General features: G+C 53.0%; 16 protein-coding genes. 8 read left to right on the forward strand and 8 right to left on the reverse strand.

Annotation, left to right across the window (positions count from 1 at the left end; all coding sequences use genetic code 11):
- Positions 1–322 precede the first annotated feature (322 nt).
- Positions 323–2293 (forward strand): sigma-54-dependent Fis family transcriptional regulator, encoded by a 1971-nt coding sequence (locus U740_RS02455; protein WP_036858743.1) that lies wholly within the window; start codon positions 323–325, stop codon positions 2291–2293.
- A gap of 75 nt (positions 2294–2368) precedes the next feature.
- Here the strand turns inward: U740_RS02455 and U740_RS02460 are convergent, their stop codons facing one another.
- From U740_RS02460 to U740_RS02470, 3 genes are read right to left on the reverse strand one after another with little or no spacing between them, the layout of a single operon-like run.
- Positions 2369–2839 (reverse strand): DUF2721 domain-containing protein, encoded by a 471-nt coding sequence (locus tag U740_RS02460; protein ID WP_036858745.1) that lies wholly within the window; start codon positions 2837–2839, stop codon positions 2369–2371.
- A 2-nt stretch (positions 2840–2841) separates the two neighbouring features.
- Positions 2842–5964, reverse strand: a complete 3123-nt coding sequence (locus U740_RS02465; RefSeq protein ID WP_051921141.1) for an efflux RND transporter permease subunit — start codon at positions 5962–5964, stop codon at positions 2842–2844.
- A complete protein-coding gene (locus U740_RS02470; RefSeq protein ID WP_051921142.1) occupies positions 5961–7115 on the reverse strand; it encodes an efflux RND transporter periplasmic adaptor subunit in 1155 nt (384 codons plus the stop codon). Before U740_RS02470 ends, U740_RS02465 begins: the two co-directional genes overlap by 4 nt.
- A 222-nt stretch (positions 7116–7337) precedes the next feature.
- Between U740_RS02470 and U740_RS02475 the strand changes: the two genes are divergently transcribed.
- The gene (locus U740_RS02475) at positions 7338–8144 is read left to right on the forward strand and encodes a UDP-2,3-diacylglucosamine diphosphatase (protein ID WP_036858746.1); all 807 of its coding nucleotides are present in this window, start codon (positions 7338–7340) and stop codon (positions 8142–8144) included.
- Between the two features lie 21 nt (positions 8145–8165).
- Here the strand turns inward: U740_RS02475 and U740_RS02480 are convergent, their stop codons facing one another.
- Positions 8166–9563, reverse strand: coding sequence for a UDP-glucose dehydrogenase family protein (locus tag U740_RS02480; RefSeq protein WP_051921143.1), 1398 nt, complete (start codon positions 9561–9563; stop codon positions 8166–8168).
- A 229-nt stretch (positions 9564–9792) separates the two neighbouring features.
- On the opposite strand from U740_RS02480, the gene gshA reads away from it, so the two are divergent.
- The 6 genes from gshA to U740_RS02510 all read left to right on the forward strand — a co-directional run bounded on the left by gshA (position 9793) and on the right by U740_RS02510 (position 14104).
- Positions 9793–11379 carry a glutamate--cysteine ligase gene (gene gshA / locus U740_RS02485; protein ID WP_051921144.1) on the forward strand — a complete coding sequence of 529 codons (1587 nt, stop codon included), beginning with the start codon at positions 9793–9795 and terminating at the stop codon, positions 11377–11379.
- Complete coding sequence (locus U740_RS02490; protein ID WP_036858747.1) at positions 11376–11957, forward strand: acyl carrier protein phosphodiesterase; 582 nt, start codon at positions 11376–11378, stop codon at positions 11955–11957. Before gshA ends, U740_RS02490 begins: the two co-directional genes overlap by 4 nt.
- A gap of 25 nt (positions 11958–11982) precedes the next feature.
- Complete coding sequence (locus U740_RS02495) at positions 11983–12462, forward strand: disulfide bond formation protein B (protein ID WP_036858748.1); 480 nt, start codon at positions 11983–11985, stop codon at positions 12460–12462.
- Complete coding sequence (locus U740_RS02500; RefSeq protein ID WP_051921145.1) at positions 12459–12818, forward strand: CidA/LrgA family protein; 360 nt, start codon at positions 12459–12461, stop codon at positions 12816–12818. Before U740_RS02495 ends, U740_RS02500 begins: the two co-directional genes overlap by 4 nt.
- Positions 12815–13522, forward strand: a complete 708-nt coding sequence (locus U740_RS02505) for an LrgB family protein (protein ID WP_036858749.1) — start codon at positions 12815–12817, stop codon at positions 13520–13522. The genes U740_RS02500 and U740_RS02505 overlap by 4 nt, the downstream gene beginning before the upstream one ends.
- A 102-nt stretch (positions 13523–13624) precedes the next feature.
- Entirely contained in the window at positions 13625–14104 is a 480-nt protein-coding gene (locus U740_RS02510) for an Rsd/AlgQ family anti-sigma factor (RefSeq protein WP_036858751.1), read from the forward strand.
- A 108-nt stretch (positions 14105–14212) separates the two neighbouring features.
- Here the strand turns inward: U740_RS02510 and U740_RS02515 are convergent, their stop codons facing one another.
- From U740_RS02515 to trmB, 4 genes are all read right to left on the reverse strand, one after another.
- A complete protein-coding gene (locus U740_RS02515; RefSeq protein WP_036858752.1) occupies positions 14213–14965 on the reverse strand; it encodes a BamJ family beta-barrel-assembly machinery protein in 753 nt (250 codons plus the stop codon).
- Positions 14966–15015: 50 nt separating this feature from the next.
- On the reverse strand, positions 15016–15540 hold the full coding sequence (locus U740_RS02520) for a TIGR02444 family protein (protein WP_051921146.1): 525 nt from the start codon (positions 15538–15540) through the stop codon (positions 15016–15018).
- Between the two features lie 3 nt (positions 15541–15543).
- Positions 15544–16200, reverse strand: coding sequence for an isoprenoid biosynthesis glyoxalase ElbB (gene elbB, locus U740_RS02525; protein WP_036858753.1), 657 nt, complete (start codon positions 16198–16200; stop codon positions 15544–15546).
- A gap of 107 nt (positions 16201–16307) precedes the next feature.
- The gene (gene trmB / locus U740_RS02530; RefSeq protein WP_036861065.1) at positions 16308–16994 is read right to left on the reverse strand and encodes a tRNA (guanosine(46)-N7)-methyltransferase TrmB; all 687 of its coding nucleotides are present in this window, start codon (positions 16992–16994) and stop codon (positions 16308–16310) included.
- Position 16995 lies beyond the last annotated feature (1 nt).

Genomic DNA, 16995 nt, shown 5'->3' on the forward strand with positions numbered 1-16995 from the left:
AAATTTTATTATGTTATAAGAAATATCAAATTAATGTTTGGCAGAAATCGACTATAATCGTTCGAATATCAGTCGCCGGCCGGACATTAATCGAACTGGATTAAAACACGGCTTAATGGTTCATGTCTACGATATTGCTGACTATGTAGACCCTCTGGCCAATAGAAAACAAGGCGTTAGTGCCGCCTGGGCCATTATTGCAAACCAATTGTAATTGTATGACTTGCAAGTGATTATATTTAATGAGGCCTAAAATGCAGAAACGTCCTATAATCGTACAACGACTATTTTCATAATAACAACCCGGTGAGATAAGAGTGTCATGAGTTATGAACCTTCCCTTAAGGGGTCCACTGCCGTTTCGCACCCGACGCGGGTTGCTTCTGCACGCGAGAAGCTTCTGACAGACGGCAACCTGCCGGACAATACCGTTCGATCTGTCATTGAGGCTTCCTGGCAGCGTTGCGTGACAAGTCAGGTTGATCCGCTAATTGCAAAACGGGCACTGGAGCTCAGCGGTGAAGAACTGACGGGAATCAGACGACAGCACCGAGAACTGCTCTCTGCATCCGAAATCATCATGCGCGAGGCCAAAGAACTACTGGCAGAATCAGGCACCATCATGCACCTTGTGACGCCCTCCGGAATGATACTGGATTACGAAGGAGATCCCGACACACTGGAACTGGCCAATAATTACAGCTTAATCCCGGGTGCCAACTGGAACGAGCAGGCAGCGGGAACAAACGCTATTGGCACTGCATTGAACATTGGCGCACCTGTACAGGTTCACGCATTTGAGCATTTCTGTGAAAACATCAGCCGCTGGACTTGCTCTGCGGCAGTTATTCGTGACCCGTTCGAGAAACGCTTGCTTGGTGCACTGAATATTTCAGGTTTGAAAAACACATTGCATGATTACTGCCTGGCACTGGCCATTTCCGGTGCTCGCAGAATTGAAGGTCAGTTTGCACAACTGAAACTTGCGAAGAGAGATCTTTTACTCGGCACAACCATTGATCATTTTGCCTCTTCAGGAAATGACGGCGTACTACTATTTGATATGGACGGCAAATTGGTTCGCACCAACACTATGGCAGACAAGGTTCTGGCAGCCAGGGGTATAAGAATCAATTTGACGCCATATAACCCTATTCTGACACTCAACAGTGAGGGGGCGTTCACCCCCGAACAGGATACTGCACTCAATCAGATAGACCAGCAATGGGTTCAGCCCGTCACCCACCAGGGGGAGCAAATTGGTTACCTGGCCGTCATTCCACTCCCCGCCCGCTCGTCACAGAGAGTATCAGGCAACCCGACCACCATTCCACCCCCCTCCAAGTCCACCGGTTTTTTCCGTCTGGTAGGACAGAGCGCTCCTTTCCTGAAAGCAGTTCAACAAGCGAAGCGGGTTGCCAAAGCACCCATTCCCGTTCTACTTCAGGGAGAAACGGGGGTTGGCAAGGAGCTCTTTGCCAGGGCTATGCACGAAGAGGGTCCATCTAACACAGGTGAGTTTGTTGCGCTCAACTGTGGCGGGCTGTCCAGGGATCTGCTGGCAAGCGAACTGTTTGGACACATAGAAGGCGCTTTCACCGGTGCCCGGCGCGGCGGCATGATTGGCAAAATAGAAGCCGCTAACGGCGGCACACTGTTTCTGGATGAGATAGGCGAGATGCCCTTCGACCTCCAACCAATGTTTCTCCGGGTGCTCCAAGAATCAGAAATCTGCCGGGTAGGCGATACCAGACCGCGCAAGGTCAACTTCAGGCTAATCGCCGCCACCAACCGGGATCTGGCTCAGGAAGTGGCAGAAGGTCGCTTCAGGATGGATCTTTACTACCGAATCTCGTCAATGACACTGACGGTGCCGCCATTGCGGGAGCGAACCGGAGATGTCTCACTGCTCGCTCACAATATTTTCGCCCACCTGCTGGAACAGCATTCTGGCGACCAGAAACGACTCAGCAAGCCATTGCTCGATCTACTCGAAAAGCATAGTTGGCCGGGCAATATTCGCGAACTGGGCAACCTGATTACCGCCGCTTTCTTTCTCTCCGACCGGGAGGAACTGGGGCCAGAAGATCTCCCCAAAGATTTCCTCGCCGCCAATCTGGAGGGTCATGAAGGCGAAGAAGTGGCCAACCCCCTGGATTTTGCCGAAAAAGAGGTGATTATCCGGTCCATCCGTGAACAGGGTGGCAACCTGACAAAGGTGGCCAAACAGCTGAACATTGCGAAAAGCACTCTGTATATCAAACTGAAAAAATACAATATCAAGCGCACCTGAATAACCTTTTCACAGACACTATGTGAAAACCCCTGCCACTTTTGGCAAGGCCCATTAAAGCGCAAAGAGGTCAGCTTATCTGACACCGACATCCTCAAAGGAAAACTCTCTGGCTACCCTTAGTGTGCGGGTAGCCAGCTGAACCTCTTTGAGAAACAACATCAGTGCGAGAATCAACAATACCAGCGCCAACACAAAGAACCCGATAATCAGACCACCTATGTGCAACTGCCAGAAGCCGCCCACAAACAGGCTGACAATTAATATACAGACCAGCAATCCGGCTGCTGTGCAAAGCCCAATAGACCAGTTGGTGACTTTAGTCCTGCGCCAAAGAAACTTAAGCTCCTGCTGACAAATCGCTTTCTGTTCAGGGTCACTCAGACGGAGCTCACGCTGACCCACCACCCTCGCGCGATCAACAATTCGCCCTAGCCGACCGGATATGACATTGAGAAAGCCCGCTATGCCTGCCAGCAGGAATACCGGCGCAACCGCCAGTTGAATAACCAATGCCAGATCAGTGACCTCAATCATCGAATTCATTTTTACTCGCTCCTCGCGATCGGTTGCTGACCCACGCTGAAATACGCCCTGATACGTTCACCCGTGATATAGATCGAGGGCACCAGCAGCAGAGTGACAAAAGTGGCCAACAAAACACCAAAAGCCAATGAAATTACCATGGGTATCAGGAATTGAGCCTGGGCACTGCGCTCAAACAGTATCGGTGTCAGGCCAAAAAACGTAGTCAGTGATGTCAGCACGATTGGTCGGAACCGGTCCCTGGCGCCCTGAACAACCGCATCCACTGCATGCCATCCCTCTTTTTTCAACTGATTGATGCGATCAATCAGCACAAGATTATCATTGACCACCACCCCGGCGGCGGCCAGCACTCCCATCATTGAGGGCATGCTGATTTCCTTGCCGAACAACAGGTGGCCAATAATGGCTCCGGCAATACCAAACGGTACAGCGCTGAGCACAATAACCGGCTGCCAGTATGAGCGGAACTCCACGGCGAGCAAGGTATAAATGGCCAATAATGCCAGCGCCATCATCTGTAAAAAGCCTATTTCAAAGGCTTTTTGATCTTTCTGTGCGCCGTCAATTTCCAGCGTTAATCCCGGGAACTTCTTCACTAGCTCGGACCAGTGGTCCCGCATAAACACTGCCACGATCTCATCGGCAGACGCGGCCCCACTAACCAGCTCACCTTCTATCTCGACCATTCGCTTGCGATCACGGCGCTTGATCTCGGTATACCCCGGCACAAACGTGATATCCGCCACAGCATTGAAAGGCAACTCACGACCATCATCCGTCCGGATACGCAACTCATCCAGTGACGATACCCGGGCTCGCTCCGCTTCAGGATAACGAACCATGACTTTGACATCCTCCCGCTCCCGTGGAATACGCTGAGCCTCGACACCATAAAATGCATTGCGCAACTGTCCGGCAATATCACTCAAACCGATTCCGAGCGTGTCCGCATTGTCTTTAAGACTGATTTCGATTTCTTTGCTCGCTGTACGAAAAGAACTGGAGACATTGAAGACCCCGGGGTAATCCAGCAGCAGGGACTCAATTTCCACTGAAGCCAAACGCAACTCATCAATCTGCTTGCCCCTGAGAAGCAAGTTGATCTCCTTGGGCCGCCCCATCAGGGTATATTCAACCCGGTAGTCCTCGACATTTTCAACAGTCCCGATATGTTTCTGCCAGAGCCCAGCCACGGCCTTTGACGAAATCGAGCGGGTTTCGTTACTGGATAACTCCAGAACAACCGAGACGATGTTTTCCCGGCTTTCGGCATAGTGATTTTCAATGACCGAGCGCCCATCCTCGCCAATCAACAGAGGCTCCTGCTTTAACCCCTCTACGCCCTCTTCTATCTGTCGCATAACGGCCAGAGAGCGATCGAAACTGATACCTTCCCGCAGCTCGGCTGATGCCCGCAGGTACTCCCCCTCAACCACCGGGAAAAAAGCGACGCGCAACCAACCGGTAAAGAAAACCCCCAGTATGACAATCAGTACCGCCAGAAACAGCGCCATGGTAATACCGCTGTGACGCAGGCAACTTTCCAGCGCCGGCCGGAACTGATGATCCGCAAACTGCTTCATCCACCGGGAAGCCCCGTTTCTCGCCCTCTGCAACCATTTTGCAAACAGCCATGTGGCCTCTTTCTCGGGTTTCAGATGGCGCAGGTGAGCCGGCAAAATCAGGAAGGACTCCAGCAGCGAAAATGTCAGCGCAATAATCGCCACCTTGGGCATTTCTGCCATCAGCTTGCTGGAATCACCAGGTAACAGCAGCATCGGCACAAACACAATGATCGTGGTCAAAACAGCAAAAGTGACCGGCTTTGAAACCGCCAGGGCCCCCAGCGAAGCACTGTCATTGCCGCTCAGACCGCGCTCGTGATGCGAGTAGATACTTTCACCCACCACAATGGCGTCATCCACCACGATGCCAAGAATGAGCAGAAAGGCAAATAACGAGACAATATTGACGCTAATCCCCAGGTAGGGCATTAACCACAGAGTACCCACGTAGGAAATACCTATTCCCGCAGCCACCCAAAAAGCCAGTGCCGGACGCAAGAAAAGCACCAGCAGACCGAACACCAGCAATAGTCCGCCGAGTGCATTTTTTGACAGCAGATCAATTCGACTGCCTAGGTATACTGACAAATCGCGCCAAACCACCAATTCGACACCAGGCTGAAGACTGGGCAACTTCTCCGCAACATAGGCTCTGACGGCCTCAGAGGAAGCCACAACATCGGGATTGCGGGTATTGAAAAGGTTGATAAATACAGCGGGCTTGCCATTGAATATGGACATCAGATCCTGCTCTGCAAAACCGTCGTTAATACGGGCAATATCACCCAGCAGAACCTGTGTACCATCGGTATCCCGCAAGACCACAATGCGCTCAAAATCTTCCCGCTGGTAGGCCTGCCCCCGGGTCTGCAGGACAATGTCGCCCGCTTGCTCACGCACTTCACCGGCGGGCAAATTGACCGATGAACGCCGGATGGCGGCAACAATGTCCTCGAACGTCAGCTGGTAACGGCGCAGTGTTTCCTCGGATATTTCCACAGCGACCTCTTCAGGCCGCGTGCCACCTATTTCCGCCAGAGTGACACCAGATAACCCGATGACCTCATCGCGGATGGACTCAGCAAGTCGTTTGAGGTCGTCTTCCGCCATCGGCCCTGCCAGAGCCAGGCTGAGAATCTGGGTTCTTGCCAACACCTCTTTGATCAGTGGTCGCTCGGAATCCACTGGTAAGGTATTAATGGCGTCTACCCGTGATTTCACATCATTGAGCAACTTCTGGGTGTCGTGACCGTCGGCCACTTCTATCTCAATCCGCCCCATGCCCTGATAGGCAAACGAGCGCAGCTCCTCAATACCATCCAGATCATGCACCTGCTCTTCGATGCGGATACAGATCTGCTCTTCAACCTCCCGCGGCCCGGCACCCGGGTAGGGCACCTCGACCTGAACCACGTCCCTCGGTATTTTCGGAAACATTTCCTTGTCGAGGTCCGGCAAACTCGTCAGGCCACCCACCAGCACCATTAACATTAACAAATTGGCCGCAATGGGATTGCTGACCCACCAATGAATCAACCCCCGACCTGACGTGCTCATAGGAGGTCCGGCGCCGACAGAAGCACTGGAGACACCTTCATCCCCTCAACCACATAACCCGGCCTCTCCAGTAGGATCAGCTGCCCCTCCGGGATACCCGTGATCAACAGGCTTTCCTCTAATACCTGCAGTACTCGAACAGAGACCGTATGCAACCGGTTTTCTTCATCCAGCACGAGCAGTTGGTCTTTCTCATACAGGGCTTGGCGAGGCACACTAACCACTGCATCAAAGGAGCGACCCACTACTTCTGCGTTGACAAACAGACCCGCCACCAAGGGCGGCGAATACTGATAGGGATTGGTTATCTCGACAATCCCGTAAATGACCCGGGTTCGCGTATCAATGGTGGCGTCTGTGCGCACCAGCAGGCCAGGCCAGTCGGCCTGCTGCCCATCAAACCTCGCCGACAGTGTCACCTGAAGCGGGTTGTCGGCTTCGGGCCGGAGCGGCAGATTCAAACGCGACGCCTGACTCGCCGTTAATGGCAGGCGTACCTCCATGGTATGTGTCGCGAAAATCTCTGCCACCAGCATGCCGGAACTCACATACTGTCCGCGGTTCACCTGTGTCTGACGTATCAGGCCATCAAAGGGTGCAACAATCGTCGTACGCTCCAGATTGATACGGGCCTGCTCGAGATCCGCCCTGGCCCCAGCAAGGGCAGCTTCTGCCGCCTTTAACTGTGGCTCACGTAGAAACAATGCGTTGCCTTCTCTATTACCCAAATCCCGCCACTCTCGCTTTGCCTGCCTGGCTTGTCCTCGCTCCATGGCAAGGGTTTTCTCAGCCTCGGCAACCCGTGATGATGCCCGGATGACTTCAATATCGTAGTCTCTGGCATCCAGTTGCAGCAGCACTTCGCCTTCACTGAAAAAACCACCATCGACAAAATTTGGTGAAACAGACAGCACCTGTCCCGCAACCTGGGTAGCCAGCGCCACTTCAACCTTGGGCTGAACCGTGCCCTGGGTCAGCACACTGACCTGGCGGCGCGCCGGAATGGCTGTCATAGCGGAAATTTCCGGCGGCGCCGGTTCCGCCCGGGGCTGTTGGGCTGGCTCAGGCCTGATTCCGGCCAATACGACCACTACCAGAATAGCCACCAGCACAATCGTCAGGGGGACAAGCGCTCTTTTTAATTGACCCATAGTCTGTTGATTATCCTTCTAATTGGGGGAAGTGACATTATCACAGGATCACGTGATATCCCGGCCCTTGCAGCAATCAAACTGGCGGTAATCTGCAAAAAATACGAATCTCACCTCAAAACAGTTGCTGTCATCAAAGCTTCTTCAATATGCCATGCCCCCGTCATCTGAGGCCACTAAGTTTCCAACAAAGCTCTGTAATCAGGAACTGTGAGGCCAGCTATGCACTATAACGCCATATGGCTATCGGACATTCATTTGGGCTATCGGGACTGCAAGGCAAATTTCTTGCTGGATTTCCTCAATAAAACTCACACTAACCGGCTTTACTTGGTAGGTGATGTGGTCGATTTGTGGGCAATGAAACGCTCTTTTCTCTGGCCACCCAGTCATCACGAGGTATTGCGCAAAATCATCGATCTGGCGAATAACGGCACCCGGGTGATTTATATACCGGGCAATCACGATGATCTGATGAGAGAAGTGGCTGGCACCGTGCTTCTCAATATCGAGATTCACCAGCAATTTGTCCACACCACCCACGAGGGCAAAAAATTACTCTTGCTGCACGGTGATGAGTTCGATCATGCTGTGCTGTGCAGCCGGTTTGCGCGTCTGGCAGGCGACGCCGGCTACAGCCTGCTGCTACATTTTAACCGCTGGAGCAACGCCTTGAGACGCTGTTGGGGGCTGCCTTACTGGTCGCTCGCTCAGTACGTGAAGAACCGGGTCAGAAATGCCCGTGCGGCCATAATCGCTTTTGAAGAAGCAGCGGCCAAGGAAGCCGTTCGTCAGGAAGCAGACGGTATTGTCTGCGGGCACATCCACCAACCAGAAATCCGAACGATCGATGGGATTCTCTATTGCAATGATGGCGATTGGGTGGAGAGCTGCACGGCATTGGTCGAACATCGCCAGGGCAAGCTCGAGCTGCTTCACTGGGGCGACCTGCAACAGGCGATCAAATGCGATCAGGCAGCCAATGACAGTACGATCAGCGCACCGTATTCACTACCGCGGCTCTCCTGAAGGACAACGGCCTCAGGCCAATCAGGTCACTGACTCCGCCAGCGTATTGCACGCCCCAATCACTGCAGGGCCACTGTTGCCCCCCTGTTTCACGACACCCGTCCGCCCCATCGCCAGGTAATCAAAACCGGCTTCGGCAACCCGCCTGGGATCAAACAGGTTGCGGCCATCAACAATTAAGGGTCGCTTCATTTTCTCGGCAAGCGCTGCAAAGTCAGGGGCCCAGAAGTGCTTCCATTCTGTACAGATCACCAATCCATCAGCACCCTTCGCCGCAGACTCTTTGGTGCCTGCCAACACCAGATCGTCGCGATCGCCGTAGATGCGCTGACACTCCTCCATGGCGCGTGGGTCATATGCCTGCACCAGGGCGCCATGCTGCCAGAGAGACTCCAATAGCACCCTGCTCGGGGCCTCGCGCATATCGTCGGTTCGAGGCTTGAATGCCAGCCCCCACACGGCAATGGTTTTCCCCTTCAGGTCACCATTAAAGTAATGGTAGAGCTTCTGAAACAGCCGCTGTTTCTGTTCGCTATTGACCTGCTGTACCGCCGACAGCAGGGGGGTGAGGTAACCCACCTTTTCAGCCGTCACCTGCAGGGCACGCACATCCTTTGGAAAACAGGAGCCCCCGTAACCACAACCAGGGTAAATAAAATGGTAGCCAATGCGGGGGTCCGCACCGATGCCCAGACGAACTTTTTCGATATCGGCACCCAGGTATTCGGCGAGATTCGCTATCTCATTGATAAAACTGATTTTGGTGGCCAACATCGCATTTGCTGCGTATTTGGTCAGCTCCGCTGAGCGAACGTCCATGACCATCAACTTTTCATGATTTCGGTTAAACGGTGCATAAAGCTCCCGCATAATGCCGGTGGCGCGTTCGGAACCAGTGCCAAGTACAATCCGGTCCGGCTTCATAAAATCACCGATGGCTGCACCTTCTTTCAGAAACTCGGGGTTTGAGACCACGTCAAAGGGTATATCGAGCGCACGATGATGGAGCTTCTTTTCAATCAGGGCCCTCACTTTATCGGCTGTGCCCACAGGCACCGTGGATTTATTAACAATCACGGCAGAGTCCTGCAGATACTGGCCAATGGTGTCTGCCACTGACAGGACATGTCGGGTATCCGCCTCACCATCTTCATCACAGGGCGTGCCCACGGCGATAAAAATCACTTCGCCATGGGTAACGGCTTCGGCGACGTCGGTCGTAAACACCAACGATCCCTGCCGCTGTGTTTCTACCAGATAGTCCTCAAGACCGGGTTCAAAAATAGGGGCTATCCCTCGACGCAACGCATTTATTTTCAGTGCATCCTGATCAATACAGGAAACCTGATGGCCAACATGGGCAAGACACACACTGGTCACCAATCCCACATAGCCTCCACCAAATACTGTCACTCTCATTCCACTCACACTCACCCTGTCATTTGAGTGAATTCATGGTGTGACTGTGGCATGACAGCCTTATGGCACTTTTTTAGGGATTTTGTGACAGCCCAATGGTCTCTTGCAATGGCGGCAATTCAGTTACACTTAGCTGACCGGAAATCATCAACTTTCAACCCTTTGCTCTGCAGGGTGCTACTTGCCCGGGAAGACAAAAACACGATTTTTGCCTGATAAGGAATTTAACTTGCCACTACTAAAAAACCGTTTGGCCCTGCTGACTGATGCGTCCGGGGATCAGCTCCTGACCGGTATGGTCAGAGGTATTGAGAAAGAGAGCCTGCGGGTGACGCCGGCCGGCAAACTGGCACAGACTCCCCATCCATTGGCATTGGGGTCTGCGTTGACCCACCCGAAAATCACCACGGATTACTCGGAGGCATTACTGGAATTCATTACGCCACCTTCCAGGGATGCCGATCTGGTATTGCAAACCCTGGAGGATATCCACCGCTTCACTTACCACAGGATTGGCGATGAATTGCTCTGGGCCAACAGTATGCCCTGCCAGCTCAGTGGCGACAGTGATATTCCGGTGGGCTATTACGGCACCTCCAATATTGGCAAAATGAAAAGTGTTTACCGGGTTGGTCTGGGCCACCGCTATGGCCGACTGATGCAGACGATTGCCGGTATCCACTACAATTTTTCAGCCCCGGATTCACTCTGGGAGATGTTGCGCAAGGCAGAGAATCCCGGCCAGTCGCTACAGAATTTTAAAACTGAAAACTACTTTGCCCTGATTCGCAATTTCCGCCGTTACTTCTGGTTATTACTCTATTTGTTCGGTGCGTCGCCCGGGGTTTGCCGCAGCTTTGTCAGAGGTCGTGAGCATCGCCTGATACCCTTTGGCAAAGACGATCACAGCCTCTACGCGCCCGACGCCACATCACTGAGAATGGGCGACTTGGGTTATCAAAGCACGGCCCAGGAGCAACTGATTGTCTGTTATAACGATCTGCGCAGCTACGTGACCACCCTCCGCGGTGCGCTGGTCAAACCCTATCCGGCGTACGAATCAGTAGGACTCAAAGACCTTCATGGCGAGTACCATCAACTAAGCACCCATTTACTACAGATTGAAAATGAGTTTTACAGCACCATCCGGCCAAAGCGGACGACCAACACCGGAGAGACTCCATTGAGGGCACTGTGGGAGCGCGGTGTTGAATATATCGAGGTGCGCTGTATTGACCTTAATCCTTACCAGCCGCTGGGTATTAATCGTGAACAGATAGATTTCCTCGACATTTTTCTGCTCACTTGCCTGTTGGCCAGTAGCCCGGACACCGATGACCAGGAATATCGAAATATCCTGGAAAATCAGCGGCTCACGGTTTATCGGGGACGCGATCCCCTGCTTACCCTACGGGACGGCGGAAGTGATCGATCACTCCTCGAATGGTCCGAAGCAATTTTTGCCGACATGAAACCAGTGGCTGACATGATGGATGATCACCATGGCGATGACCGTTACCGAAAAACGTTGCTGTCACTACGCCATCGGTTAAAAGACCCTTCACTGACCCCCTCGGCCCGGATGCTGGAGGAAATGGCAGAGACCAACCAGACATTCTTTCGCGTCGCCATGAAGTACGCCACCCGGCACCGCGAATACTTCCTGGACACACCACTGGATCGGGAAACTGAGGCACACTACCAACAGCTGGCCCGCGATTCACTGCGACAGCAACAGGAGATTGAGCAGCGCGATGACCGCAGTTTCGACCAGTTTCTTGCCGATTATTACCGGCAGTATGATTTTCAGCTGTGAACTACCTGGCCCATCTACATCTGGCAGGCCAATGTCCGGAACAAATGATCGGTGGGTTACTGGGTGATTTCGTCAAGGGCCCCCTCCGGGGAGACTACCCGCCAGCGATCGAAGCGGGGATTTTACTGCATCGAAAAATAGACGTTTTTACCGACAATCTTCCGGCCGTCCGGACTGCTATCACTCGCTTCGAACCGCCCTACCGGCGCTTTGGCGGGATACTGCTCGACCTCTGCTACGACCACTTTCTGGCCGATAACTGGTCGAGGTACCACCATCGTCCACTCACAGACTTCTGCCAGGATTTCTACGGCAATCTATCGGATTATGCAGAGATTTTACCGGACAGGGCCAAGCGTTTCAGTGAAGTAGCGCCCCGGGTAAACTGGCTTGAAAACTACGCACAGTTTCAAAATCTGGAATATATGCTGGAACGCATCGGTCAACGTTTTAAAACCCCAATACCCCTCCACCAGGCTTTCCCGGAACTGCAGCGGGACTATCGGTTGTTGTCCAATGAGTTTCACCAGATTTTTCCTCTGTTGATTGAGTTTACTGAAAGCCAACGTCTAAAATGAATGGCCTCCTGAAGGGAATAATCCAATGATACCGACAGCAAGACAGACTAATCTGGTGATCTTTCTCGGCTGCACGCTGTTGATCCTGGTCGCGCTCTACATGCAACATATAATGGGACTGATTCCCTGTTACCTTTGTGTCACCCAGCGGGTTTTCGTCATAACTACCGGACTTATCGCCCTGCTGGCATTTCTTCACCACCGGCACACACGCTTTTACGGTGCTATCACCGCCCTCAGCGCACTGGCAGGTGGTTTTTTCTCCGGCAAACAGCTCTGGTTGCAACATCTGCCAGAGGAGCGAGTTCCCGCCTGCGGACCACCGGTGGAATACCTGTTTGACGTTTTCAAATTCAGCGATGCGTTGGGCATGCTATTGCGCGGTGACGGCAACTGTGCCGAGGTGCAATGGCTGTTTCTCGGCCTCAGCATTCCCGGTTGGACTCTGGTTTGCTTTATCCTGCTGGCTGCGCTGGGTGTGTGGCAAATGGTTCGCCGCCAGTGAATTTGCTGCGCGGACTCGCCGTACTGACCCTGTTTCAGGGCATTGGTGAGGGGATCAGTCACATCGCCGGGATACCGGTACCCGGCCCGGTAATCGGCATGGTCCTGTTATTTCTGGCACTGCAGTTCAGCCACACGGAAACACCGGCCTGGCTGGGGCGAACGGGCCACTCGCTTATCCGCTGCCTGTCTCTGATGTTCCTGCCCGCCTGCACCGGCCTGTTTTTTCTGCCTGACATCTCCCGGAACCAATGGCTTCCCATCGCCGGGGCCATTGTTCTGGCAACCCTGCTAACACTGCTATTGGCTGCCCTGTTGATGCAAAAACTGATGTCCGCTGAGGGCGAGCGTCCATGACAGCGTGGCTGGCCACTACCCTGCTGTTGGTACTGACCTTTGCTGCTTTCGCCGCCGCTCTCTGGCTGTATCGGCTCAATCGGGGTAGGCCCACCCTACAGGCGCTGATGCACCCGCTGGTCACAGGCCCGTTAATGGTGAGTGGCATCCTGGTTGCCTCCCATATTGATTACGATCAATACCGGGAGGCCAATCAACTGTTCTTTTTTTTGCTGGGCACCACGACCGTTGCGTTGGCAATCCCGCTTCACCAGCAATTTCATCATATTAGCCGACTATTCAGACCGCTAATCATTACGCTGATATTTGGTGCCAGTTTTGCCGTAGCAAGTGCCCTGGTGATCGCCTGGTTACTGGGTGGCTCCATAGAGACACTGATTTCATTGGCACCCAAATCAGTCACCACCCCTATCGCCCTTGGCCTGTCGGAAAAGATTGGCGGTCTGCCGGCATTGACTGCCGGCGTGGTTGTATTTACCGGCGTGGTGGGAGCGGTGCTGGGCCCACTGATTTTTCGTTGGCTGGGTATCACGGACGACCGCATCATTGGCTTTGTCACAGGAATTTGTGCGCACGGGGTCGGGACAACCAGGGCCTTTGAAATAAGCGCCCGTTGCGGCGCTTTCGCCAGCCTGGGCCTTGGCATGACCGGTGCACTGACAGCTTTCAGCCTGCCGTGGCTGGTCATTTTTTTCCTCGATTAGCCCTGACAGCCAGTGTGGCCGTGCGCGCCTAATGTGTGCTTGCCACGCACACACTGTTTCCCTATGCTTGGTGCATTCCAACAATCACAAGCAGCACCGTTTATGCTAGAAAATTGCAAGTCGGCCCAAGAGCGCTGGGGAGGTGTCAGCCAACTGATAGATCAGTGGCTGGAGGAGCGCCAGGAAATGCTGGTTCGCTTTTGTGCGCTGGGCGAAATCCGCCATTTCAGCAGTGAGGACCCCTCACAGGGCAGGAAGGTCAAAACTTTTTTTGAAATTCTTGTGGACTACACTTCCGCAGGCCACTTTGAAATTTACGATCAGTTGATCCGTGAAGGTAACAGTTATCATGACAAGGACGCACTGGAGGCCGCCAACGGACTGCTGGAAACAATTGATGCAACAACAGAGCTGATCCTTGACTTCAATGACAAATATCTGGAGACCGACGATCTCACTTCTCTGGCAGCGGATCTGTCTACGCTGGGAGAGGCCATTGAGTCACGGCTTGAGGCCGAGGACTGCATGATCGAAGTCCTGCATTCCGCACATCACGATCAATCCCAAAAAACAACTAGCTGACACGACCTATGGCGCCGGAAAATTTTCCTGCGTCATTACCGAACTGGCTAACCATAAAAAAAGGCCCTCGTGGGCCTTTTTTATTGAATAGGCAAAACCGGACAGGAATTAATCCAAGCCCATCACTTTGACCAGCTCCACTTCAAAAATCAGTGTCGCATTGGGACCGATCAGCCCGGCTGTGCCATTTGGGCCGTAGGCAAGATCGGAGGGAATGTAAAGCTCCCACTTGGCTCCTTCCTGCATTTTCTGCAGCGCTTCCGTCCAACCCGGGATTACCTGTCCGACGTTCAGCTCTATCGCACCACCGTGTTTCTCGGAGGCATCAAACTCAGTACCGTCAACCAAAGTCCCCCGATACTCTACGGAAACCTGATCGTTGACATCAGGCGATGCGCCAGTACCGGCCGTAATGACCTTGTATTGCAGTCCGGTTTCAGTGGTAATCACACCGTCTTTATTGGCGTTGGCAGCAAGAAAGGCTTTTCCCTCAGCGGCATTTTTCTCTCCAGCTTTTGCCATCTCCGCCTGCTTTTCACCATTTAATGACTGTTGCTTGGCCTGCTGCTCCGCATGGAAGGTTTCAATCACCTCGGCCAGCTCTTCGTTATCAATACGCGGAGGACGATTATCGAGTGCGTCAGCCAGACCCGCGGCAAAGGTTTCGCGGTCCAGCTCAATACCACCCATGGCCAATTGGCCACCCATATCCACACCAATGACATAACTGTACTTCTGTAATTGCGTTTCCAGAACCGGCTCCTGATCCTGATCGCTTGTCTGCTGTGTCTGGGGCTTTTCACTGCAGGCGCCAAGAGCAAAAATGGCCGTCGAAGCCAGCAGTAGATATTTCATTTTCATAATCAGTACCTTGTATGGAAAATCAATTTAAGTGTTATGTTAACGTAAATTCAGTTTTTGGGCTTTGCAGAAGCCAACGGCCAAGCCAGTGGACTTCCGGAATGTATTGCAATATCGCTTGTACGGCTCAAATAAAGATTCAGATTTTGCAGCTGTTCTTCGCCGCTCAGCTTTCTTCTATCGTCTCTGTCTGTGTCCGTTGAGCTGCCGCATTTTGTCCGCCACCAGTTACACAGCCTATTCTGGACAACTCGCTCGGCCCTGAGTTCAAGTTGCTTAACATCCTGCGGCCACTCCTGATCGGCGAAGCCCGCGAATTCCGACTGCACAAAACGCCGAACGCCACGCAACGGCTCGACAACCTGTTCATTCCAGTCCCGAATGATCTCTTCCGCTTCATCCAGATCCTGGACAGTTAACACCTGTCCGGAACTGCCGAGCCAGCAACAAAACAGGACCAGATTAACATTGGCACCAACGTCTTCCTGTAACTCGAGACACGCCCGGGCCACTTCGGGGCGGCCGTAGTGAACCAGCGAATAGTCCCAGAAAGGATTGCCTGTAAACTGGCTCAAAGTTCAAGCCATTGCCAGTACTGCGTCCACTAGTTTGTTGATGCCCGTGGCCGCTTCACTGATACGGCCGGCCAACATATAGGCGGGCGTGGTAACCAGCTTGTTCTGCTCATCGATACAGATATCGCCGACACCACAGGTCCGGTGTTCAGCTCCGGTGGATTCTATGGCTGCAGCAATCTCGGGGTTATCGCCCACAGTGCACTTTACTCCAGCACCAAATAACACTCCCGACATCACCGGTGCGATACACATCAATCCAACCGGTTTACCGCTGTTGTGCATGGTACGTATAAAATTACTGAGTTCCTCGCGGACACTCAACTGCGCACCCTTGACAGCGAAATCGGACAGATTTTTGGCAGCGCCAAAGCCGCCCGGCAAAATGACCGCATCAAAATCATCGGCATCGGCATCGGCCAATTTTTTGATGTCACCTCGAGCCAATCTTGCCGCTTCCACCAGCACATTGCGGGTTTCACCTTCAGCGACTTCACCCGTGGTGTGATTAATTACATGCAATTGCTCAATATCAGGTGCAAAGCACTGGACCTCGGCACCAGCCTGATCAAGACTAAGCAGGGTAATCACACTTTCGTAAATTTCTGAGCCGTCATAAACGCCACAGCCGGACAGAACTACTGCCACTCGCTTGCCCATCACTTACCTCCTTCTAATTTCCACTACTCAAACACATGGATACATCTCAGTACCAACCAGGAGTATAGGCAGCGATCTGCTGCATTCCTACCATCGCCTCCCGGTCTTCAGACTGACTTGAACAGTAAATCCCAAACACCGTGACCCAGGCGTTCGCCACGCTGCTCAAACTTGGTGGTGGGGCGGTAGTCCGGACGTGGCGCATAATGACCAGCCCCGACCACATTTTCGAGGCCACTGACCGACTCCATTATCTCCAGCATATGCTCTGCGTAAGGCTGCCAATCCGTTGCAAAATGCAACATGCCCCCGACCGTCAGCTTGTCCCGAAGTTGTTCGACAAATGCCGTCTGAATTAACCGTCGTTTATTGTGTTTTTTCTTGTGCCAGGGATCCGGAAAGTAAATCTGGATGCGTTCGATGCTGTGGTCGGCAATGCAATCGGCCAGAACATCGTTTGCATCGGCCAGATAAACCCGCAGGTTTGGCAAAGCCAGTTTGCCGGTATTATTGATCAGGCGCCCCACCCCTGGTGGATGCACCTCAATACCAATAAAATCCTTATCCGGTTCCGCCTGCAGCATGGTCAATAACGAATCGCCCATACCAAAACCAATTTCCAGTACCCGAGGGGCCTTGCGCCCAAATGCGGTATCTGCGTCCAGTTGGCCCTGGTACAAACTCAGTCCGTAAACGGGCCAGTATTTTTCAAAAGCAGCACGCTGGCCCTCCGTCATCCGACCCGCCCGCACCACATAACTTCGAATAGACTTCTTTTTAAACTCCGGCCTGATC

This window comes from Porticoccus hydrocarbonoclasticus MCTG13d, from assembly GCF_000744735.1.
Lineage (GTDB): Bacteria > Pseudomonadota > Gammaproteobacteria > Pseudomonadales > Porticoccaceae > Porticoccus > Porticoccus hydrocarbonoclasticus.

Excerpts from the sequence above, each read along its gene's own strand:
- U740_RS02510 (WP_036858751.1), top strand. The coding sequence starts at position 13,625 with ATGCTAGAAAATTGCAAGTCGGCCCAAGAGCGCTGGGGAGGTGTCAGC.
- U740_RS02455 (WP_036858743.1), top strand. The coding sequence starts at position 323 with ATGAGTTATGAACCTTCCCTTAAGGGGTCCACTGCCGTTTCGCACCCG.
- U740_RS02515 (WP_036858752.1), bottom strand. The coding sequence starts at position 14,965 with ATGAAAATGAAATATCTACTGCTGGCTTCGACGGCCATTTTTGCTCTT.
- U740_RS02505 (WP_036858749.1), top strand. The coding sequence starts at position 12,815 with ATGACAGCGTGGCTGGCCACTACCCTGCTGTTGGTACTGACCTTTGCT.
- U740_RS02470 (WP_051921142.1), bottom strand. The coding sequence starts at position 7,115 with ATGGGTCAATTAAAAAGAGCGCTTGTCCCCCTGACGATTGTGCTGGTG.
- elbB (WP_036858753.1), bottom strand. The coding sequence starts at position 16,200 with ATGGGCAAGCGAGTGGCAGTAGTTCTGTCCGGCTGTGGCGTTTATGAC.
- U740_RS02475 (WP_036858746.1), top strand. The coding sequence starts at position 7,338 with ATGCACTATAACGCCATATGGCTATCGGACATTCATTTGGGCTATCGG.
- U740_RS02480 (WP_051921143.1), bottom strand. The coding sequence starts at position 9,563 with ATGAGAGTGACAGTATTTGGTGGAGGCTATGTGGGATTGGTGACCAGT.
- U740_RS02495 (WP_036858748.1), top strand. The coding sequence starts at position 11,983 with ATGATACCGACAGCAAGACAGACTAATCTGGTGATCTTTCTCGGCTGC.
- U740_RS02460 (WP_036858745.1), bottom strand. The coding sequence starts at position 2,839 with ATGAATTCGATGATTGAGGTCACTGATCTGGCATTGGTTATTCAACTG.
- U740_RS02465 (WP_051921141.1), bottom strand. The coding sequence starts at position 5,964 with ATGAGCACGTCAGGTCGGGGGTTGATTCATTGGTGGGTCAGCAATCCC.